A 22412-nucleotide genomic window follows, 5' to 3' on the forward strand; every position below is an offset into this window, starting at 1 on the left:
TATTTGAACAACTTCATTCAACCGAATTATGAATAATGAGGCTGCCTAACGAATCGACTTGAACAGTTTGGCCTGGATAGACGGGAATGGTCGTAGTAGGAAGTTCGATTACAGACGGACCTGCAATCAAATCCTTATAACTTGCAAGGTTACCGCGATATATGGTTGTATCCCTGTATCCGCCTAATTCCTTCCAGTAAACAGAACGGTTGGTTATTACGAGCTGCTGCTCAGCCTCATTCGCTGTTTTAGCTTCAAGCGACGGCTTCGGAAGTTTTCCATAGGCATTAACCCGGTAACTCACGAGTTCAATGCCGCCCTCTTTAAAGGCAGAGCCTTTTCCATACAAGGTCTCGTAACGGGATTCAAATTCCACAACCACTTGCGACAATGCTTGCTCATGAATGGCGCCGCTTGGAAACGGCACATCCACTTGATGAACTTGCCCCTTATAACGCATTTCCACCCAGCGGTCTAAACGGATATGTTCGTTCTTAACATTCTCTTCCAACAATTGGGTTATCGCCTTATCCTCCAAATAGAGGAAATTATCTTGGACTTGTTTAACGTTCCAAGGTGCTACGGCCGGGTCGGATATTTCATAGACGTGTGAAATGTCGGAGCTGGATATACCGAAAGCGGAATATACGGCGGCGGTTTCACCCAAAGGCACGATCATTTCTTTTACGCCAAGATCCCGGCCGTATGCCGTGCCATGCGTAGGTCCCGCTCCGCCATAGAGATAAATGATGAAATCCCTTGGGTCGTATCCGCGTTCAATTGACATTTTTCGAATGAGATCCGCCATATGGGAATTCGCGATTTCTACAATACCGGCAGCTGCGTCCTCTACGGACAGGCCAAGCGGTATCGCAATTTTTTCCCTTATGGCCTCAACGGCTTTATCTTTGTACAGCTTTACTTTTCCATCCAGGAAATAGTCAGGATCAATGAATCCCAGGACAACATCCGCATCCGTAACGGTAGGCTCCGTTCCGCCTTTGCCATAGCAAACCGGACCTGGTCTAGCCCCCGCGCTATCCGGACCAACAAGCAATGTTGACCCGACATCTACCTTAGCAATACTGCCTCCGCCCGCACCAATGGAAACAATGTCGATCATAGGCAAAGAAAGCGTATATTGATTCATCTCGGTCGTTGACGAAATGACCGGCTCCCCGTTCACGACCAGCCCTACGTCAAAGGTCGTGCCGCCTACATCCGTACAAATCACGTTGGCATGGCCATATTTATTGCCGAGAAACTTGGCGCCCATTACACCGCCAGCGGGGCCGGACATCAAAGTCGTAACGGACAACCGCTCAGCTTCGTTTGCCGGCATTAAACCGCCGATGGACTGCATAATTAGAAGCTGGGTTTTTAAACCTTTGGAGCTTAACCCTTCATAAAGCTTATTCACGTATCCGGACAACAAGGGTGACGTATAACTGTTAATAACGGTCGTTGCGCTCCGTTCATATTCGCCAATTTTAGGTACAATTTCACTGGATAAGGAAACCGTCATTTCCGGAGCCAGTTCTTTAACAAGCTTCTTTAATATTTGTTCATGCTCGGGGTTTTTAAAGGACCAGAGAAGGGATATTGCAATCGCTTTCACATCTTGATCTAAAAGACGCTGTATAGCTTTACGGGAATGTTCGAGATCAAGCGGCGCTATCACGTTTCCCTTGTAATCAACGCGCTCGTAAACTTCTTCTATTAACTGCTTGGGAACAATGGCCTCAGGCTTGCTTGTTTTGGATAATTGAAGCTGATGAACCGGCATGCCTGCCGTTCTGCCCATAATTCTCATCATATGTAAAACGTCTTTATGCCCGACTGTGGTTAGAAATCCGACCTTGACCCCTCTTCTTTCCACCATAGCGTTCGTCGTTACCGTTGTACCATGGATGAACTGTATCGTACGAGGCAGCAATTGCTCCAGCGTCAATCCGATTTTTTCTGCCGTGACCCGAACGGATTCGAGAACCCCCTCCGAAAAATCCGGCGGGGTCGAATGACTTTTACCGACGGTAACCTGCCCCTTACTATTCACGATGACACAGTCGGTAAACGTCCCCCCCGTATCCACTGCAACAATATACTCTTCCACTTCCATTTTCATTCTCCTTTCTAAATTTGAATGAATATGATTAAGCATGCAGCATGAAGCACATTATTCCATCACAATATTAACCGTTTTCACCTGAGTATAGCTCAATATTTCATCCAGGCCTTCCTCGGAACCGATACTGCTGTTTTTGTAACCTTGATACGGAACCCCCAGGTAATGGGAGGAACTACCGTTTATCCAGAGGAAACCGGATTCTATGTTCTCCGCCATGCGGAGCGCGGTTTGAATATCGTGGGTCCATATCGAACCGGTTAATCCATAAGGGACACTGTTGATTTGTCGAACTGCATCTTCGACATTATTCCACTTGATCACCGAGAGGACGGGGCCGAATATTTCTTCATTGAAGATGCTCATCTTTTCATTTACATCTTCAAATACGGTAGGCAAAATAAACAGGCCTTTATCAAAGGTATCTCCCTCGGCTCTTTTCCCCCCGATGAGAAGACGGGCTCCTTGTTGATGTCCAGCATCGATATAAGAAACAACCTTATCGTACTGATTCCGGGAAACCAAACATCCCATTTCGGTTTCAGGATCCAGCGGATTTCCGATTTTAATTTGCTCTACATAATGCTTCAATTTAGGTAAAAATTGGTCGTATATATCCTCATGCACGAATAGCCTTGATGTCGATCCGCAGGATTGCCCTTGACACCATGTAAAATTCATGCCCTTTACCGCCGCTTTAGCCGCACTTTCCAAATCAACGTCCGGGAATACAATCATTGCATTTTTACCGCCCAACTCGAGCGATATATGCTTGATTCCAACTTCTGCAGATGATTTGAGAATGGTTTTTCCAGTTTCAACGCTGCCGATCAACCCGATTCTTTTAATATCCGGGTGACGTACAATGGCGTCGCCCGTCGTCCGGCCATCGCCACTAACAATATTTACGGTACCCGGAGGCAAAATTTGCTGACATAATTCCCCAAAAAGCAAGGATGAAAGCGGGCATTGATCCGGAGCTTTAAGCACGACCGTATTTCCTGCAATTAAAGGACCTACGATTTTAGTGGCCGTGAACATAATCGGATGGTTGTATGGAATGATCCTTCCAATCACGCCATACGGCTCCCTGCGCGTCAAATGCCAATTTTGGCTGGAGGGGAACGTGTCCCCTTTCATTTCGCTTGCCAATCCGCTCATGTATTCCATCATGGAGGCGGAAGCAAATACATCACCGCGCATAGCCGTAACCGGATTTCCGCTATCTACCGAGTCAAGCACTGCAAACTCATCGGCTCTCTTCTGGAATTCATCGGCAAGTTTACGGATCAGCCTGCCACGTTCGATCGGCGGTACATGCTTCCAGGTTTCGAACGCCTGTTTTGCAGCTTTAACCGCATGTTCAACGTCATTTTGTTGGGCGAACGGTACTTTCGCCAAGGCTTCCCCATTTGCAGGATTAACCGTTTCATAGGTTTCGCCGTTTTGCGCCTTAACCAGTTGCCCTCCGATCAGCATATTCCAATCTTTATCCAGCATCGATCTCTTGAGCTTCTCCCAATCCTCTAAAGATTTATTTGTCTCAATCAACGGTCCCTGCTCCTCTCGTAAAACGCTCATTTAAATACGAATATTCATACCGCCATCGATGTTGAAAACTTGACCCGTAATAAACGAGGAATCGTCCGAGCTCAAGAATACAACGGTTCCCGCCAGATCGTCCGGTACTTGCAATCGTTTCAACGATTGCATGTTTAACATGCGCTGTTTTTGGTCGTCATTCACCGTTTCGCGCGGAATTTCCGTATAGGTAGGTCCCGGTGTAATGGAATTTACCGTAATGTTGTACTCGCCAACTTCTCTGGCCAAAGATCCGCTGAATCCCAATACGCCTGCCTTCGATGCAACATAATGGATATAATCCGTCCGTCCCAGATAGACCGCAGCTGAGGAAATATTAATGATCCTTCCGCTATTTTGTTTTTTCATCACCGGCACAACAGCTTTGGAGCATAAAAAGACGCCTTTTAAATTTACATTCATCATGGCATCCCATTCTCCCCCGGTAATTTCCTCCATTTTTTTCATTTTTATCGTTGAAAAAATCGCCGCATTATTGACTAAAATATCTATCTTTCCATAGGTCTCCACCGTTTCGTTGGCCATATCAAGCGTGCTTTGTTCATTGGAGACATCCACAAAAAACCGCTTTGGCTTCCAGACCGCCGCGTTTAATCTCTTCTTCAACATGACTTGCATTTACTTTATTAATGTCGGCGACAATAACTTTAGCTCCTTCTTGTGCCAAGCGCATGGAAAATGCTCTCCCGATGCCTTGCCCTCCACCCGTGACAATCGCAACTTTTCCTTTAAGCTTCAAATGACATAACCTCCCAGTTTAAAAACGTTTTCATGATTCAATTGTAGTAGCAGATGAAAATATTGTCAACAAAACTTACTTAAACTTATATATTTATTTTAATAATTTAACTTTTATAACAAGTTTGATAATATTTATTTAATTTTTTAACATACTCTTATTTCATTTTCAACCATTTATTTCCCTAAGCTCGGAAGCATCGTCGCGATCTCCGGAATCATCATAATCAATATGATCAGCATGACTTTCAGCGAGACAAAGGGAACTGCACTTAGCGTAATTTCCTTCATGGTCACTTCAGGCGGCGAAACCCCTTTCATAACAAACAGCAGCAGACCGAAAGGCGGGGTTAAATTGCCCAGATCCAAACAAATAAGCATCATAATACCAAACCAAATCGGATCGTAGTCTAAAGCGATGACCATGGGAATGTAAACCGGAAGGGTGATCATCATGATCGAAATCGGATCGATACAGCTATCCAGGAAAACGACGATCAGAAGCATAATGACAATAATCAATAGAGACGGAATTTCAAGCCCCAGAGCCATATTCAATAATCCCCGGCTTGCTCCCGTAAAAGCCAGCAGCTGTGTAAACGCAGAGGAAGCAGCGATAATAATCAGGATCATTCCTGAAATTTCCAATGTTCCCTTAATGGACTTTAATAACACTTCCCACGTCAGCGCCCTGTACATGATCACGAGCAGCAAAGCGCCAAACGCTCCCAATGCGGCTGATTCGGTAGGCGTAGCGATACCAAAGAAAATCAAAAGTACGGTTGCAAGAATCAAAAGCGCAGTAGGCATGACCCCGAATGTTAGCGAACGGATCCGATCGGACCAGCTGCTCTCTTCAATGGGATAAGCCGGGGCCAGGGAAGGGTTTTTGGCGCACCTGATCATGATGTACACAACGAAAATCGCGGTCATCAAAACTCCCGGGACAACGGTGGCTATCAACAAATCGCCAATCGATACCTTGCCGATACTCCCCAGCAGGACAGCCAGACTACTGTGCGGCATGATGACAGCCAGACTTCCCGAGGCCATGATGGGTCCAAGGACCATGGAGTTATGATAACCCCGGTTTCGCATGTCTGGTGCCAATACGGTTCCCAGCATGGAAGTATTAGCGATGCTTGATCCGCTTAGAGCGGCAAAAAAAGATCCGCTGATAATGGAAAGCACGCTTAACCGTCCAGGTATACGCCCTAACCATTTGGATAAAACATCCAAGGTTTTCACGACCAGTCCCGAATGCAGCAGCAATTCCCCCATGATGACAAAGAGCGGTATGGTTGTTAATGGAAACTTGGCCAACGAATCGTAAGCACTTAATACAATTTGATTCATTCCGGGCTTAAAGCCCATGACATAGGTGATAAAAATAAAGTTTACCGCCAAGAATGAAAATGCCACCGGCATCCCCATAAACATGAATACCATGAGCAACCCAAAGAAACAAATAAGAAACAACCACCACTCCATTTAGATCACCTTCTTCGCTGTTCTAATCAAATTTTAAAATCACTCAAAATGTTTCGAATATATCTGAGAGTTAAAAGCAGACTGCCTAATGGAATAGGCAACAAAACCAAATATTTCGGAGTGTTCAAAATGTTATAAGAAATGACATCCCTTTGATAATTGTCAATGGTGGCTTTCAAGCTAAACCAGAAAAATAAGCCGCAGGCAATAGCTGCAATAATGGCCGTAATTCGATTAAAAAGCAATTGCTTACTAGGACTGAGTGTATTCAGGAGCAGGTCCAAACGAACATGCCCATCCTTGCGGAGCACCCATGAGGCCGATAAAAAAGCTAGAAAAACCATAATATATTCACTCAACTCCACCGTCCATGCAGCCGGTATTCCTAAAAAATAACGGCCGACCACGCTAAAACAGACCGTAAAGATCATCACAAACAATAAAATGGCGGCTATCGCCATAAAAACGACTTCAATTTGTGACAATGCCCGGTCAAACTGGTGAACCATCTTGCGGAATTTCACAAGGATCTCCCTCCTATTTCTTTCTGAACAATTCCTCTAATTTCTTTCCGTTCTCCGGCAAATTCGTCTCTACCCACTTCCAAGCCGAATCATTGGCAATTTTCAAGTATTCCTCTTCCGGCAGCTTAACTTCCTGAATCCCGGCTTCTTTCAACTTTTTCTGCTCGTCTTCAATAAATTTTTCAATGAATAGGGGAAGTTCTTTCTCGACTTCACGGGCTACCTTATTAATCAAATCCTGGTCTTCTTTAGACAGCTGCTTCCATCTGTCCAGATTCATGATCATAGAAGTATCGACTTTCCAGTAGCTGGGTGATATTTGATATTTAATTTGTTTTTGCAGCCCCAAATCTGTGACTCCACCCTTGGGCCAAGCTACGCCGTCAATGACCCCCCGCTCGATTGCCGTATAGATTTCTCCTGCCGGCATGATCACAGCCTCTGCACCTAATGCTTTAATAAACGGCACATAGACAGGCGATGTCCGGAATCGTTTGCCTTTAAGATCGTCGATACTGGTAATCGGCTTTTTCGTATATAGACTGTAGCTCATCCCGCTGGATCTTCCTATGAATTGGGCATTTAATTTTTTATTATGTATTTCATTCAGGAAAGCCATGCTGCCGTTCTTCCATTCATCTTCGACAGACAGTTCGCTATAATTGGTAACTACGGCTTCCGGCACCTGGTTCTGATAATAAGCTGTAGAAAGAACGGAAAAATCTACGACCCCCGTACGTACCGCATCTCCCTGATTAAAGGCCGGGATCGATTCGGGACCTCCTGCATACTGCACTTTAATTCGGCCATTGCTTTGCTCCTCGATTTTTTTCTGAAACATGCCGAATCCTGCACTATGAATATTATTTTCTTCCCAGGCGGTAACCCCTTTGAGCACAACTGATTTTTCCGATGAGGGCGTGGAACCCGTACCGCTTGGATTGCCCGAACAGGCACTGATGAGACTTGTCATGGCCAAGAGCGAAATGAAGCTGATAATACTTTTTTTACTAGACATCTTTAGACACCTCTTCCTTTGGTATATACGTTCATATGAGGCCATTGATAAACAATCGCTCCCCACAATAAAACGCTTTCAATATAATGATTGTAATATTTATTAAAAAATACGTCAATAAAAACTTATTCAAACTTATATTTTTCTGTATTGTTAAATAACTTTAATAAATTTACGTAACTTATATCTGTTTTTCATGTACGCCTATCCCGGCGCAACACAAAACAGCCACTCTCTGAAGAAAGCGGCTGTTCTAAGCAATATTTATTTTTTATTAAACAAATCAAGACTAATATCGACATTATTTACGGAGTAGGTCAAGCTTCCCATAGAAATGACGTTAACTCCCAATCCGGCAACTTCCGCTATATTATCGATGGTGATTCCCCCGGATGCCTCGGTAATGGCTTGATCTCCAATCAGCGCGATCGCATGCCTCATCGTGTCAAGCGGCATGTTATCGAACATAATAATATCGGCTTTCGCCTCCAGGGCCTCCTCCACTTGCGTAATGGATTCAACTTCCACTTCAATTTTCATGGTATGAGGAATTCCGGCTCGAGCGGATTCCACGGCCTGCTTTAATCCCCCGGCAGCTTTAATATGATTGTCTTTAATCAAAACCGCATCAAATAATCCATAGCGATGCGAATTTCCTCCCCCCACACGCACCGCATACTTCTCCAGCATACGAAGTCCGGGTGTTGTTTTTCTCGCTTCAACAACCCTGACATTAGCGTTATAGGGCCTCGCTGCCAGAACGAGACGGTTTGTTTTGGTAGCAATACCGGATAAGCGCTGCAGCAAATTAAGGGCAATACGTTCACCCGTTAGTATAGAACGGATATTACCGGATAATTCCGCTATAATCGTTCCCTTCGTAAGAACCTCACCGTCGCTAATCCTTGTCTGGATGACGACACTGGGATCAACGACTGAAAAAACAGCTTGAAGAACGGGGATTCCCGCCAAGATTCCTTCCCCTTTGGCGTGAATAATTCCAGTTCCGGTCAAATCTTCAGGGACCGTTACCCAGGAGGTCACGTCACCTGGTCCAACATCTTCCTCCAACCAGTCTCGAATTTGTTGATGCAGCTTATTTTTGTTCAGGAACATCTTCTCTTCTCCTCATTGTCGGTTCATATATTTAGAATGAATTAATCCGTGACCGCCGTTTGATAGTTCAAATAAATTTCCTTGCGCTGTTTGGAAGATTCCAGCACGGCTAAGCAAACCTCCAAATTCGCTTTAGCCCATCGGCCGTCATGCACCGGAGGACGATCGTTGTAAACCGCATCATAAAGCTCCGCGATGACCGCATCGCGTCCTGTAGCCGCAGCAGGAAGCGCTATTTCATACCGCTTGTCTTCCCCATAAACGTATAATCCATTAGGAGATTGACGAATATCACCTTTTTCGCAGCTTACAACCGTCAATCCAAAGAACGGATGATGATTTTCCGCATGGTCGTACTGTTTAGCTCTCGATCCCCCGTAGCCCGCCAGACTTTTAATCTGGCTTTCTTCTATGCGGCCCACTTGATCGATTGTTCTGCGAGACTTGGCATACACATCCGTGGAAACGACTGGCCCTCCCTCACTAATCCCATAAGTAAGCTCCGTAGAATGAAAGTGATCATAGCCGTTATAGACAGCAGTGGCTGCTGCCCCGCTTTCAAACTCCAGAAAAACAGTATGGCTTCCCTCTGTCGGCCGCGTCAGGTCCCATACTCCCGTCATGGCCCGGACACTCCTGATCAATCCGCCTCCAATAAGCCGTATAATATCAAATTGATGCGAGCCTTGCCGGAAGGTTACGCCTCCCCCCAACTGCGTATCCAATTCTTCTGGAGTCCGGGGTCTATAGATCCAGTCATTGAAGTACCAATTGTGAATCATGCGCACCTCTCCCAACTCTCCGCTTCTAACGATTTCCCTTATTTTGCGGATAGGGGGTTCGAAGCTGTGAGAGTGCCCCACGATCATGACGACTCCGTTCTTTTCAGCCGCCTCAATCATTTTGTCTGCATCCTCAAGCGTGATCGCCATCGGCTTCTCTACGATAATGTGCTTCTTATTTTCGGCCGCCAGCAGGACGTGCTCGGTATGAAGCTCGGTAGGAGTCGCGATATAAATAGCGTCCACTGACGAACTTTGACACAACTCCTCTATACTGTGAAAGGTTTCCGCTTGATAATCACTCGCAAATTTCTCTCTCCGTTCCTTACTTCGGGTTGCCGCTGCCGAAAGCTGCACATTCGGATGCTTAAGAAACGCGGGGATTATGGAGCTGCCGGCAATACCAAGACCGGCAATCCCTATTCTTAATACAGGTGATTCCTTTCTTTGTAAATGAGCCATATATTCACCTTTTCTCTTCCTCGTGGAGTTTTTTCACGTAATAACGCCATCCCCACTGGTCATTAAACGTAGTTCCCAGATCAGGAAGCTCGTTCATATCCTCCTGGGATATCGGTGCAGCTTCTCTTCCCGTTTGAGCCACCTGAAGCGTAACCTTGGCCAGAATATTAAAATTCAAGGCACGAACGGTAGCTTCCTCTACCGTCTTCCCCGTTACGGTAATACCGTGTCCTTTCATTAAACAGATGTTCTTATCCCCCATCGCTTGCATCATGTAATGGGCGAGCTCCTGGCGGGTAATCAGACAGGAACACGGAAATACGGGTATTCCTTCAAGAGCCATGCGCATGGCCGGAATATTAAACGCACCGAAAACAGGCCTAAACTCCAAATCGGTAATCCCGCAAATCAAGGCATCCAGCGGGTGTGCATGAATAACACAACCGACCTCCGGTCGTAATTTATACATTTCCCCATGAATAGGGAGTTCTTTGGGCACATCGTACTTCCCTTCAAGATCCGCACCGTTTCCGTCAAAATCGACACGCCGAATAGCATCTGACCGGGTGTAACGCACACCGTTCTCTTCTTCGCCCCTGCAACGGATAAACATCTCATCTGTTCCCGGTATGCGCACACTGACATGCCCCAGAATCCCATCTACCAAGCCCTCCATAGCCAAAATTCGGCAGGACAGGGCAATCTTTTCGCGAATATCTTGCAACAAATCACTCATTGCATGCCAACCTCCTCTCCATCATTCCGTCATCCTGCTTCCGGCGCCGTTACTCGGGTGACCTCAATAATCTCACCACGCCATGAACAGAAGCTGCACCAGCAAAAATAAGCCGTATCCGTTGAAATCCAAAATTCATTTAGCAAACTGCGCGGATGCAGCAAAGATTCTCCACAACTCGGACAACACTTGATCTTCATGTCGTTTCCCCTTTCGACCCAATAGGTAGCGGCAACAAAAAATCAGGCCCCTTCCCATTCATGAATTATGAAGAAGGAGCCTAGGAGCCTGATTATCCTTCAAATTTTTTTAGACCATGACATACTTCGAAGGAATATTCCCGTTTCTGCAAATTTCTATGATTTCATCAATATTGGCTGCATATCTGGTATTCCAGTTTTTCGATACATTGGTCAGCAGGGCGCCCTCACTAAATTTATCCTCTTCTTGAGGCAGTTCAATGATTTGATTTTTCTCCGGGTCCCTAAACGTGCACAGCGGATCTTCACCTCTTTCGATTTTGGCCAGCTCCTTCAGCAGCATTTGCCGGTACATGATAATCCCTTTGTCCGAAGTACCCAGTCGTTCAGCTGTCCGGTCGGCAATTTCTCCTTGTGTGATCCAAGCCATCATATCTTGACCATCGATATAATCCGTAATAAACTTCCCGGATTCATCCTTGATCGGGCATTCATACAGGGAAATCGGGTAATTTTCCGGAATTTTTACTCCCTCTTTCGGCACATAACAGGTGTACCAAATATGATACGTATGGTTATCGTCCATAGGAACACGAATTTGGAACGAATGCGCCCCGCTGTCTCCTACACGGAGCATATTAGGGAAAACCACGGGATGTCCTACACGCCAGTCTTCGCATTCCTCTGTCTGTCCTACCAACACTCTCTTCTTAATAATGCCGTATTCAAATTCATCAAAACCGATTTTAATATGGTGCTTCGTAATAGGCCACTCGCTCACCGGACGGTCCTGCTGTTCAAAAACATACTCAAAGTAGTGACCATGCAGCCACTCCAAATGAATGGGGTCAAGCGAGTTCTCCATAATTTGCAGCCAATTGCACGGTACAATGGCATATCCGATAGTCCGGATTACATTATCTCGAAGAAATAAGTCATATCGGGGCAACAGCGGAGCAGGCTCCGGACCTAAATAAGCGAAAATAAGTCCCCCTAGCTCCTCGACACGATAAGATTTGATTTTAATCCGGTTTTTAAACGTACTTTCTTCAGGTTCATTCGGCTGTTCCGTGCAAGCGCCTTCACGATTAAAACACCAGCCATGATATTGACAACGAAGGCCATCGTTTTCCGGTATTCCGTATTCAAGCGAAACCCCTCGATGCGGACAGCGTTCCTGAACAAGCCCCAGCTTCCCGGACCGGTCGCGATACAAGACCAGATCCTCTCCTAAAATCTTGACTTTCCTCGTCCCGGCCTTCGGAAATTCAGAGCTTGCTGCTACAGGATGCCAATATCTGCGAAGCAAACTTCCCGTCGGGGTTCCCGGACCTACTTTCGTCAGCGTTTCATTTTGTTCCTTGCTTAACATGTTAATCCCTCCTGTAATGACCTCTAAATTTCGTTGCTTTATTATGTCATAATCGTAACTTCGATATCACTTCCGTACAACTCAAATGTTCTGATATACGCACCAAAATAATTATTTTTTTAATAAATATCAACTAAAATAACTAGGAAACCGTAACAAATTTTGTATAATAAACGTAAGGCCTTTGTTCTGCTATGAGGGACAAATAACGGCATATGGAGGTTATCTGAGATGAAACCGGATGCGAATAGAAAAAGATCGAGCGAAGAGTACTTGCTGTCTTCCGTCAGAAATGCTTTACGTATTTTACGCAGTTTTTCTGAAGATGAGACGGAAAAGAGGGTCAGTAAGCTGGCTGTCGAGCTAGGAATAGGAAAAAGTACGGTCAGTCGTTTGCTGGCTACCCTTGAAAGCGAGGGCTTTGCTCGAAGAGATCCGGAATCTCAAAAATGGCAGCTGGGTTTGACCGTGTTATCATTAGGAGGGATTGTAAAACGTCAGTTGCAATTAACGAAGGAGTCCCGGCCGGTGCTCATGAAATTAGTTAAGCAGACCGGGGAATCGGCACACGTTGCCATTCTGGAAGAAGCGGACGTCATTTATATCGAACAGATGGAATCCCCTCATCCGCTAAGACTTCCTCACGTGGGCAAAAGAAACCCCGCGTTCTGTACGAGTACCGGCAAAGTCTTACTCGCCCATAAAAAAGAAGAATATTTGGAGATGGTTATTTCAAAAGGTTTAACTCCATTTACCGAACATACGATCACCGATCCCATCAAATTTCTTGAGCATATCAAACAAGTACGCGAACAAAAATATGCCGTTAGTATCGAGGAGCTAACCCCGGGAGTGATTTCGGTTGCCGCCCCTATTCGAAACTACACCGGAAGAGTGGTGGCTGCCGTCTCCATAGCGGGAACAACCGAAGGATTCCAACACTATAAAATTAACGATTACAAAATTAAAGTCATGGAAGCCGCAAAAGAAATATCGGAAAACCTGGGATATTAAGGACAACCAGCAAATCTGTTACGGTTTAAACGAAAAAAACAGGGTGAGGAGAAGATCCTCAACCCTGTTTCCTGTCGTTACCTATAAAAACTAGATTTGTACTTTTTGAAAATATTCAAGCACTTCATCGACCCGGATCACATCAGCATACTTGACATCTAATTCCAAAAGGGCCGTTTGGTGCTCTGTGATCGAGCGATCAGCTACCGCTTCTTCCGGCACAATGGTATGGAACCCATGTTGAAGAGAATCAATCGCCGTTACCCTTATACATCCGCTTGTACTGTTGCCTACGATAATAACCGTATCGATATCCTGGGCTTTCAGCCAATCGGATAAATCGGATTTGAAAAAAGGAGAAATGTAGGGACTATGAATAATTTTGTTGAATTGAAAATGGCCTAATCTTGGCTCAATATCCGTCCAAATCGATTCCTGCTTTAACATGAGGTTGGTTTCTATTTTTTTCGCCCACAGATTCGATATTTTATTATTCGGATCATAGATGGTAACAGCAAAAACAATCGGAATATTCAGTTTGGTAGCGGATTCCAACAATAAATGAGTCTGTTCGATAACCTTATCCATGTCATACCCCGCTTTAGAAGTGGGGTCTGTGAAATAACGAATTAAGTCTCTTACAATAATGCACGGTTTATTGCCAAATCCCATCCTTCCGAACGGGCCCCAGGTTCCATAGGCATGTTTGACTTCATTGTACTGATATCTTCTTTGACCGCCCGGCGTGTAATAGACCTTTAATCCATAGCCTTCAACTTGTCCGTCTTTTTCCAATCTGCGAAGTGTCGCAGGCGATACTCCCAGCTTTTTGGCAGCCTCGGCGATCGTTATATAATCTTTATCCATGTTTAGACCTCTATTCTTATGCTAACCGTAATCATTGTATTATTTTTTTGGAAATCCGTCAACATTACTTAATTAAACTTGCGTATCTTTTATAAGTATAATAACTTTAACTATATTTTGAAAGATCTATTCATAAAATGATCGTAAGAAGCTTCGTCTGGAATAAGCTCGAAAAACAGAAAAGGAGCAGCTGCAAAAAGCAACTCCTCTCTTCGCTCAACTTGGATCATTAGCTTTCCTTGGAACCCGAACTGGCAACACCCTGAACAAAGTAACGCTGCAGTACTAAAATCAATACGACTGGCACGACCACGGCCAGGACGGTTGCCGCAAACATTTCATTCCAGAAAGTCGCATGTTCGGTGGTAGCCAAACTAATGGCCACCTGAATGACCCTATATTCCTCTGATCGAGTTACGATTAAAGGCCACATAAAAGATTCCCACTGAAGAATAAACGTTAGCAGCCCTGCACTTATCGTCACCGGTTTACAGAGCGGCATGATGATCTTCGTATAGATCATCCACCAGGAAGCCCCTTCCATTCTTGCCGATTCCAATAAAGAATCCGGTAAGTCCATAAAAAATTGGCGGAACAAAAAGATAACCAGACCGTTTGCGATGCCCGGTATGATGAGACCCTTATACGTATCCACCCATCCCATACTGTTAACCAAACTGTATAACGGTATCGATATCACTTCAAACGGAATCATAAAACTTAACATCACTAAGGCCCAAATCACGATTTTGCCTTTGAAATTAAATTTTGCGAAAGCAAACGCGGCCATAGAGTTAATCGCAATGCTAAAGATTACGGTAACGATCGCAATGAAAAAAGTATTAAATACGACCCGGCCGAATCCTCTTAATTGAAAAAGATTCGTATAAGCTTCCAAGGTCATTGAAGTGGGAATAAAAGTCCTCCACGATATAGGCGAAACATAGCGGAAGATATCGTCTAAAGGTCTAAACGATGAAACCAAAGCAAACAAAAGCGGAAAAATGACAATCCCGACAAGCAGGAAATGAATGGCATATATAACAGGTTTAAGACTAAGCTTCATTTCCATCCCCCCTCATTAGTGTTCCGCTTTAAATAACTTGAACTGTGCGGTAATAATAATCAATATGATGCAAAGCAGGATCATAACAATAGCCGAGGCTCTTCCCGGATCGGAATACATGAATGCACTATTGAAGCTTTCATTCATCAGAACGTTGGTACTATCCTGAGGACCGCCCTTGGTCAAAATATACATCGGAGCAAACAGTAAAAAATTTGTTACCGTATCAGCAACCGTTACAAAAATAAGCGGCCTTTTCATCATTGGAATCGTGACATGCTTGAACCGCTTCCACTTGCCCGCACCGTCAATCGATGCCGCTTCATAGAGCGAGAGAGGAACTTCCTGCAATCCGGCCAGGAGAAAGATGGACCAATACCCTACGCCTCTCCAGGTAGCAATCGCTATGATCGCCCACAGCGCTTGATCCTGACTTCCTAGAAAGGGTTGCGGCTCCAAGCCTAACGCTATAAGCAGCGAGTTAAGAATGCCCTGTTCCTGATTCATCATCAAGCTCCAGAGCACACATGCAATCGGCAGCGAAACGGCTATCGGAATATAGTGAATAGAGCGGAAAAAACCTATGCCTCGCAAATGATAATTCAAAAGTATCGCAAGAAATAAAGCGAGAACAATCTGCAAAGGATTGATGACGACATTCATCAACAGGGTAATTTTCACCGAATTCCAGAACACAGGGTCAGTTAGAAGATCCCCATAATTTTTTAATCCTGTGAATATTTTCTCGCCTGCCAGAAAGGATGAGGCATACAAACTCTCCTTCAGTCCTTCGGCGATCGGCAGAAGTTTAAATATTAAAATCCCCAAAAGCGCCGGAAATAAAAACGCATACGGTACATAGGCTCTATCCTTCATTCTGACTCACCACCCTATGGTCTGCTAGTTAAGATAAAAGGAGGGACATTTGTCATATAGAAACGCCCTCCTTATACGTTACAGGTCATGAAAGAAATTATTTGGCTATGGTTTCATATTTCTTGAGTTGGCGGTCAATCTGATCAGCGGCATTATCGAGTGCGCTTTTGGGTTCCGAGCCATTTTTTATATCCTCATATGCCTTGTTCAGCAAAGATTCCCATTCCAGATAGCCTGGCGTAGATGGTCGTGAAACCGACGTATTTTTTGCTTCATAAGCAGCCAATCTTAATCCGCTTGCCGGGAATTCGTTGAATTTAGCTTCCTTGTCGATGGCATCCAGCAATTCCTTGTTAGCCGGAATTTCATTACGCTGCTCGAACCAAACTTTCGATCCTTCCCCGACTGTCGCATATTGGATAAACTTGGCAGCGGCTTCTTTCTTGGTGGAGAATTGGGAAATGCCTAAATGCCAGCTTCCGGTCGGCGTTGCCGGTTTTTGCCCGTCGAAATAAGGAATAGGCGCATAACCGAAAGAAAGACCTTTATCTTGAAGCTGCTTCAATAACGCCGTTCCTCCAACAAACATCGCCACTTTACCTGTTGCAAAGTAATCGATGGACACATCGGGGCTAATTTTGGGACTAATCTTCCACGTATTGAATAAGTCAAAGTAAAATTTGCTTGCCTGAACCATCTCTGGAGAGTTCGTAAACCCGCTTGCTTGGATGCCGTTGTCGCTGATGACTTTCGCCCCTAAGCTGTGCGCCAAAGGCAATACCTGATAAGGGCGGCCAATTTGCTGGAAACTAAAACCGAATACATCCGTTTGCCCGTCTCCGTTGCTGTCATAGGTCAGTTTCTTTCCTTCTTCCACTAATTTTTCCCATGTCCAACGTTCTTTCGGGTCGCTTGAAGGCGGTGTAACTCCTTTGGCCGTGAGAATGTCTTTGTTGTAGTATAACAGCTGACTGGAAGTATTTAACGGGGATGCCATGAACTTGCCGTTAAACGTCCCTAACTGCACAGAGGAGTCGATCAGCTTTCCTTTTTGTTCGGCGGTAATATAGCTGTCTAACGGTTCCAGGAAGCCCTTGGCCGTGTAGTTCGCAACCAGAGGACCATCTACTGTAAATAAATCAAAGGTAGGTTTCTTCGAATTCATCTGTACCTCGATTCCTTCGAATAGTTGCCGGAACGGCAACGAAACCACACTCACTTTGATGTCGGGATTTGCTTCTTCGAATTTTCCTACAAGCACCTGAAGATCTTTGAGCCATTCGCCGAGAACCATGATCGTGATTTCCGTTTTTGCTTGCTTATCCGAACCTGTGTTGTCTGGCGTTTTAGCTTCCGGCACCGGCTGGTTACCCGAAGAGCAGCCGGCGATTGCAGTAAATGCCAACATAGCGATCAGCAGTACAGATACGATTTTTTTCATTTCTTTTTCTCCCCTATTTTCAATTTTGTGCAAGCAACCGATCCATTAACAATCGGATAAACCTTTCATTATCCACTTCCAAGCCTATCTCCACATTGGCGTCTTCAGAGAAAACCGCGACGGTTTGTCCTGTAGGATGGCGGTGATCGTATTCTACTCTTATGTTCATTCTTTGCGTTTGGACAATGGACCGGTCAACCAATAAAGATACAGCCAGCGGATCATGCATCGCCGTCCAATCCTTGCCCCGAAAACGCAACCATTTCTCAATGGACTGGGCCAATGCGATATTTAGCGGATCTCCGGAAGCATAAAGCTCATCTTTTTCCTTTGATGTGATTCGAACCTTCATCGTAACGTCCAATCCAACCATGACGATTGGAGCCCCGGAGGAAAAAACAAGGGATGCCGCCTCGGGATCGCATTTCACGTTATGCTCAATCGGAGGCAATTCAATTCCGTTATTCCCTAGGCGAGTAACGCCCCCCATCAGGATGATCTCCTTAACATGCTCAACAATTCGGGGTTCACGAATTATGGCGACCGCAATGTTGGTAAGGGGCCCGATCGGTACAAGGGTAATCTCGCCGGGATTGCTCATAATCTTGTCAATGATAAAATCAACGGCATGCCGGTCTTCAATGTCGAAGGCTTCATGATTCGATAACAACAGCTCTTCATGTCCCGCCCAAAACACTTCCCGATTTTGCAGCAGCGGCTTCTCAATCCCTTTGTAGACGCACACATCATGGCGATTAGCTAAATGCATCAGTTTTTTTACCAGACGCGCACGAATATCTACATCCCCATAAACCGTTGTTACTCCCTCCAATACAATTTCCGGAGACCTTAAGGCCAATGCTAAAGCCAGGGCATCATCCACATCTGTACCGATATCCGTATCCAGAATAATACGCTGCATGTGAACCTCCTCATGATATCCTTTGTTATTTCAATAAAGCAGGCTACACCCTATTAAAATCTTGTTGTTGTAGCTCTTTGGATCAGCTTGGTTTCCAAGACACGGGGGGTCATCTCCGGCAGCTCATGACGGTCTTCGATTTGATGAATTAATTGAAATACCGCTTGTTTTCCGATTTCGTATATCGGCTGCGCGATGGTGCTGATTTCCGGCTCTACCATCTGTGTCATGCTGATCCCGTCAAAACCGATAAGAGCCACATCCTCAGGGACTTTAACACCCGATCGAATCAATGTTTTTAATGCACCAACGGCCATGAGATCGTTGGAGGTGAAAATCCCGTCTACCCCTTCGTTTTCCTTCAGTAATTGTTCAGTTACACGCATCCCGCACTCCATACTGAAATCCCCTTCATAAACAAGATCAGGATCAAAGCATCCGGCGTTTCGCAAGGTATCGGTATAACCGCGATTCCGGTTGGCGGAAGTAATAAGGTGATTCGGACCGCTTATATGCGCTATTCTTCTGCAGCCGATGGACAGCAAATGTTCGACGGCAAGAACGGCACCCTGATAATGGTTCACCCGAACAGAGGAAACCTCTTCGGAAAGCGCAGCGCGATCAAGAGATACAATAGGCATTCCGGAACCCAGTATGCCGTGAATTTCATTCCATGTAAGACCATGCTCGGCAAATATGATGCCATCGACATAGCGTTTCTTGAGAATATCGAGATACCGAAGCTCCTTAACTCCGTTTTCATCACAATTTCCCAAAAGGGTGGTTATCCCATAACTGCTTGCCGTATCCTCCACCGCTCTGGCGATTTCGGGAAAAAACGGATTGGTGATATCGGGAATAAGCAGTGCAATGGTATCTGTTTTCTTGCCTGCCAGGCCCCGGGCAACTGAACTGGGTGAATATTGCAACTTGGCCATACAAGCTTTGATCTTCTTTTCCGTGTCTTTGCCTATGTAGCCTTTTTGATTAATAACTCTGGAGACGGTGGCAACCGAAACCCCGGCCAACTTGGCAACGTCCCTAATCGTTGACATAGGATCCTTCTTTCAAGTGTAGTAAACCGGTTACACATGGCATGTAAAAAAATCCGGCACCCGAATAAGCACTCCTCCCCGCCGCATCACATGGTTTAGCCATAGACATGCACTCCTTCCCCCTTCAGTTTCTAAGCGCTTTCAACATGGAACAGGGATAGCTTACTCCCCTTTCCTTAAGCTTTCAACGCAAATGTTCCGCTATACGCACCAATTATTTTTTATTTTTATTTTAAACCTTTCAAACCGATATAATATTGACTAACATTTATATTTTATGTTAATTTTTGAATAAGTTTATATAAGTTTTAATCCATAACGAAGGGGCGGAATAGCATGACTCATATTGACGAGGAAACTTTTTTTAAAGAAAAAGGATTTGGACAGCGAATCGGTTTTGGACAGCGTCCGGCGATTGTAGTTGTAGATTTTATTAAAGCGTTTACAGATTACCGGAACCCTGACTTGGTATTGGCCGCCAATGTGGATAAGCAGCTGCTGCAGACGAACCGTCTGATCGACGCCTCGCGGTTATTGCGCATTCCCGTTATTTTCACAACGGTCAGCTATGATGACAATCTTAAAGACGCGGGCATTTGGGCCTTGAAGCAGAGCGGGTTGGTTACGCTTCGATCAGGCACAGATGTCGTAGCTGTAGATTCCACCCTTCATAGGGAACCTGGCGATACGATCATTGTCAAGAAATATGCCTCATCGTTTTTCGGAACGGACCTCGTATCCCGCCTCGTATCCCAGCAAGTGGACACGGTAATCCTAACCGGCTGCACAACAAGCGGCTGTATACGCGCAACCGCTGTAGACGCTATCTCTTACGGATTCCGCCCTATGATCGTAGAAGAAGCTGTCGGAGACCGGTCGGAAGCGGCACATAAGCAGAGCTTATTCGATTTGCAAGCCAAGTACGCGGATGTGGTCTCCATCGAGACTGTACTTTCTTATTTTCAAGGAATGATTCCATAACCATTTATTCAGATTCGGAACTGCGCGTACAGGCTCCGGCGTGCAATAGAAAACGGAGCCCGCAATCCCGCGCAGCTCCGTTTGTGATGTTCAGGATTCATGATAAATTTACCATACAAGATGATGCGAAGTCCGCCATCAGGAAGCTGGACGCCCGGAATCGGGTACAGGGCCTCGCAGAGGCGATTCGGTGAGGCGATTCGGTGAGGGATTCTGTTCGCCGCGGCGGTTCTTGAAATTACTTTTTTCTAACACTGTACTTCTTAAAGTATCCTTCGATCTCTTTGGCTTCCCTATACACCCGGTACGGCTTACTAACGATCCTTACCGGCAACGAGAGCAGAAACTCCTTCAGGTGATGGCGGTATTCTTCCGTCATGCGTACCGGCTTGCTCCTGATTCTCTTCACAACTTCATCGTAAATTTCGTGAGAAATGTCAATATGAATATCCATCTGTCTACCGCAAAAATCACAATGGATTCGAGAAATATGTTTATTTAAATAGGTGATCGTGTGGTCGGTTTCTTCTTTACACCGGATACAAAAAAGAGAAGTATTGATCTGAGTCTCTTTCATATCGTTCCCCCGATTATTCTCAAATTTTCACCATATTATATCCTATTCCATGTGGCTAACAGGAATCCCGGGTTTTGCTCCGCACCTTTTGTACGAAGACATACTTTCATCTCCCTTCTTTGCTGAGCAGCAGCCTTCGCTGTCCTTTTATGCGATACGCTAAATTTGTCGAATTTTGCGATTGTCACTGTTATTATAAACCGCTTTCATTCGAAGTATCAATATCAAAAAGCGGTTTCACTAATAAAAAAGGCTGCATCGTCTGCAACCAGAGGTCATGCCCATTACTTTTGGCCTCTCATCTTTAGCGTCAACTCTACGGCCGTTTGCTCATCGGTTATCAACGTGTGAATATAGCCTCCCCGAAGCGTCGCCAGGATCGCCTCTACCTTATGAGCTCCTTCAACGACAGCAATAACCTTCCCCACATTCCTTAGATCGTCCACACGAATCCCAACGACCCGTTCATTGATCGTGTCCTTGGCAATGGAGCCGTCTGCACAAATAAAGCATGAGTTGATATCCCCTACCACACCTGCCTCTTTGATACTTCTGAGCTCTTTAGCGCCGAGATATCCGATCTCCTCCATCGTCGAATTCATGTACGGATTTCCGATTCCCACTATGGCAAGGTCGATTTTCTTCGCTTCTTCAAGTACATCGGCAACCGTCGGCGTTTGCAGCAGCAGGTCTCGAAAATTCTCGCTTTCTACAATAGCAGGAGCATATAACGATTCACAGCTGCAGCCTAGCTTCTTGGATAATTCATAGGCAATCTGATTCGAGTGAAGCTCGATCCGGTTAGATCCCATACCGCCTACAAGCGGGATTACCTTCAAATCGTCATGAGCTTCATTCGGAAATTCCTTGACCAGATTGTACAAGGTCGTCCCCCAGGAGATGCCGATCTTAGATACGTCCTTTAGATGCTTCAGCACATACGAGGCCGCAGCTTTAGATAAGACACTCTTCGCAATTTCAGCGGGCATATCGGCTGTAGGCACAACGACGACATCAACCAGTGAAAAGGCGGTTTCAATTTCTTGCTCCAGATTTATCGTTTGAAAGGCCTGGTCATGAATAATGATTTCAACCAACCCTTCATTACGCGCCTTCTGCAGACCCTTGGAAATAATCGGCCTGGAAACGCCCACCTTCTTGGCGATTTCCGCCTGCGTGAGTTCGTCAAAATAGTACATGCGACTAATCTTGAGTAAAAACTTCTTTTCCTGATCGGTCATCATCATCGCTCAACCCCATCCGTACTTCAACATATCAACGATTATATCACAATTTAGGATAACTCAAAAAGGTTGTCCTTATCGAGACAACCTCTTCGATTGCACCTTATCCCGTGTTCATGACGAACTCCCATACCGGCCATCCGCAGCTTCCGCAACCGACTCATGCAGAGACTCCGTTGTCACCTCAACCCTCATAATCATAA

21 protein-coding genes are annotated in these 22412 nt (G+C 45.3%); 2 read left to right on the top strand and 19 right to left on the bottom strand.

Annotation, left to right across the window (positions count from 1 at the left end):
• Nucleotides 1-13 precede the first annotated feature (13 nt).
• The 11 genes from JMF85_RS22030 to JMF85_RS22080 all read right to left on the bottom strand — a co-directional run bounded on the left by JMF85_RS22030 (nt 14) and on the right by JMF85_RS22080 (nt 12166).
• A complete protein-coding gene (locus JMF85_RS22030; protein WP_181410153.1) occupies nt 14-2119 on the bottom strand; it encodes a hydantoinase/oxoprolinase family protein in 2106 nt (701 codons plus the stop codon).
• 57 nt (nt 2120-2176) lie between these two features.
• Nucleotides 2177-3676: an aldehyde dehydrogenase family protein gene (locus JMF85_RS22035; RefSeq protein WP_201318898.1), complete on the bottom strand. Its 1500-nt coding sequence runs from the start codon at nt 3674-3676 to the stop codon at nt 2177-2179.
• A gap of 30 nt (nt 3677-3706) precedes the next feature.
• On the bottom strand, nt 3707-4285 hold the full coding sequence (locus JMF85_RS22040) for an SDR family NAD(P)-dependent oxidoreductase (RefSeq protein ID WP_201318899.1): 579 nt from the start codon (nt 4283-4285) through the stop codon (nt 3707-3709).
• Entirely contained in the window at nt 4269-4466 is a 198-nt protein-coding gene (locus JMF85_RS28695) for an SDR family NAD(P)-dependent oxidoreductase (RefSeq protein WP_201318900.1), read from the bottom strand. Before JMF85_RS28695 ends, JMF85_RS22040 begins: the two co-directional genes overlap by 17 nt.
• 176 nt (nt 4467-4642) lie before the next feature.
• The gene (locus JMF85_RS22050; protein ID WP_127609644.1) at nt 4643-5956 is read right to left on the bottom strand and encodes a TRAP transporter large permease; all 1314 of its coding nucleotides are present in this window, start codon (nt 5954-5956) and stop codon (nt 4643-4645) included.
• Between the two features lie 26 nt (nt 5957-5982).
• Nucleotides 5983-6480: a TRAP transporter small permease gene (locus JMF85_RS22055; protein ID WP_127609646.1), complete on the bottom strand. Its 498-nt coding sequence runs from the start codon at nt 6478-6480 to the stop codon at nt 5983-5985.
• A 13-nt stretch (nt 6481-6493) separates the two neighbouring features.
• On the bottom strand, nt 6494-7498 hold the full coding sequence (gene dctP / locus JMF85_RS22060; protein ID WP_164751935.1) for a TRAP transporter substrate-binding protein DctP: 1005 nt from the start codon (nt 7496-7498) through the stop codon (nt 6494-6496).
• Nucleotides 7499-7762: 264 nt separating this feature from the next.
• Nucleotides 7763-8614, bottom strand: a complete 852-nt coding sequence (nadC, locus tag JMF85_RS22065; protein ID WP_127609650.1) for a carboxylating nicotinate-nucleotide diphosphorylase — start codon at nt 8612-8614, stop codon at nt 7763-7765.
• A 41-nt stretch (nt 8615-8655) separates the two neighbouring features.
• Entirely contained in the window at nt 8656-9858 is a 1203-nt protein-coding gene (locus tag JMF85_RS22070; protein WP_054798861.1) for a Gfo/Idh/MocA family protein, read from the bottom strand.
• Nucleotides 9859-9862: 4 nt separating this feature from the next.
• Nucleotides 9863-10594 carry a 3,4-dihydroxyphthalate decarboxylase gene (gene phtC / locus JMF85_RS22075; RefSeq protein ID WP_201318901.1) on the bottom strand — a complete coding sequence of 244 codons (732 nt, stop codon included), beginning with the start codon at nt 10592-10594 and terminating at the stop codon, nt 9863-9865.
• A 309-nt stretch (nt 10595-10903) separates the two neighbouring features.
• Nucleotides 10904-12166 carry an aromatic ring-hydroxylating dioxygenase subunit alpha gene (locus JMF85_RS22080; RefSeq protein ID WP_054795308.1) on the bottom strand — a complete coding sequence of 421 codons (1263 nt, stop codon included), beginning with the start codon at nt 12164-12166 and terminating at the stop codon, nt 10904-10906.
• Nucleotides 12167-12397: 231 nt separating this feature from the next.
• Here JMF85_RS22080 and JMF85_RS22085 point away from each other — a divergent pair, with 231 nt between their 5' ends.
• On the top strand, nt 12398-13180 hold the full coding sequence (locus JMF85_RS22085; RefSeq protein WP_127609654.1) for an IclR family transcriptional regulator: 783 nt from the start codon (nt 12398-12400) through the stop codon (nt 13178-13180).
• Between the two features lie 90 nt (nt 13181-13270).
• Here the strand turns inward: JMF85_RS22085 and JMF85_RS22090 are convergent, their stop codons facing one another.
• From JMF85_RS22090 to JMF85_RS22115, 6 genes are all read right to left on the bottom strand, one after another.
• Entirely contained in the window at nt 13271-14047 is a 777-nt protein-coding gene (locus tag JMF85_RS22090) for an isochorismatase family protein (protein ID WP_127609656.1), read from the bottom strand.
• 229 nt (nt 14048-14276) lie between these two features.
• Nucleotides 14277-15113: a carbohydrate ABC transporter permease gene (locus JMF85_RS22095; protein ID WP_127610547.1), complete on the bottom strand. Its 837-nt coding sequence runs from the start codon at nt 15111-15113 to the stop codon at nt 14277-14279.
• 15 nt (nt 15114-15128) lie between these two features.
• Complete coding sequence (locus JMF85_RS22100) at nt 15129-15989, bottom strand: carbohydrate ABC transporter permease (protein ID WP_201318902.1); 861 nt, start codon at nt 15987-15989, stop codon at nt 15129-15131.
• A 97-nt stretch (nt 15990-16086) separates the two neighbouring features.
• Complete coding sequence (locus tag JMF85_RS22105) at nt 16087-17430, bottom strand: sugar ABC transporter substrate-binding protein (RefSeq protein WP_127610551.1); 1344 nt, start codon at nt 17428-17430, stop codon at nt 16087-16089.
• 19 nt (nt 17431-17449) lie between these two features.
• Nucleotides 17450-18352: a nucleoside hydrolase gene (locus JMF85_RS22110; protein WP_127610553.1), complete on the bottom strand. Its 903-nt coding sequence runs from the start codon at nt 18350-18352 to the stop codon at nt 17450-17452.
• Between the two features lie 53 nt (nt 18353-18405).
• Nucleotides 18406-19407 (bottom strand): LacI family DNA-binding transcriptional regulator, encoded by a 1002-nt coding sequence (locus JMF85_RS22115; RefSeq protein ID WP_201318903.1) that lies wholly within the window; start codon nt 19405-19407, stop codon nt 18406-18408.
• A 336-nt stretch (nt 19408-19743) separates the two neighbouring features.
• On the opposite strand from JMF85_RS22115, the gene JMF85_RS22120 reads away from it, so the two are divergent.
• Entirely contained in the window at nt 19744-20388 is a 645-nt protein-coding gene (locus JMF85_RS22120; RefSeq protein ID WP_127610557.1) for an isochorismatase family protein, read from the top strand.
• Between the two features lie 238 nt (nt 20389-20626).
• Here the strand turns inward: JMF85_RS22120 and JMF85_RS22125 are convergent, their stop codons facing one another.
• Together JMF85_RS22125 and JMF85_RS22130 are read right to left on the bottom strand one after the other, a co-directional pair.
• The gene (locus JMF85_RS22125; protein ID WP_127610559.1) at nt 20627-20965 is read right to left on the bottom strand and encodes a bh protein; all 339 of its coding nucleotides are present in this window, start codon (nt 20963-20965) and stop codon (nt 20627-20629) included.
• Nucleotides 20966-21249: 284 nt separating this feature from the next.
• A complete protein-coding gene (locus tag JMF85_RS22130; RefSeq protein WP_230876220.1) occupies nt 21250-22212 on the bottom strand; it encodes a sugar-binding transcriptional regulator in 963 nt (320 codons plus the stop codon).
• Nucleotides 22213-22412 lie beyond the last annotated feature (200 nt).

It is taken from the genome of Paenibacillus sp. EPM92 (assembly GCF_016586185.1).
In the GTDB taxonomy this organism is placed as follows: Bacteria; Bacillota; Bacilli; order Paenibacillales; family NBRC-103111; genus Paenibacillus_G; species Paenibacillus_G validus.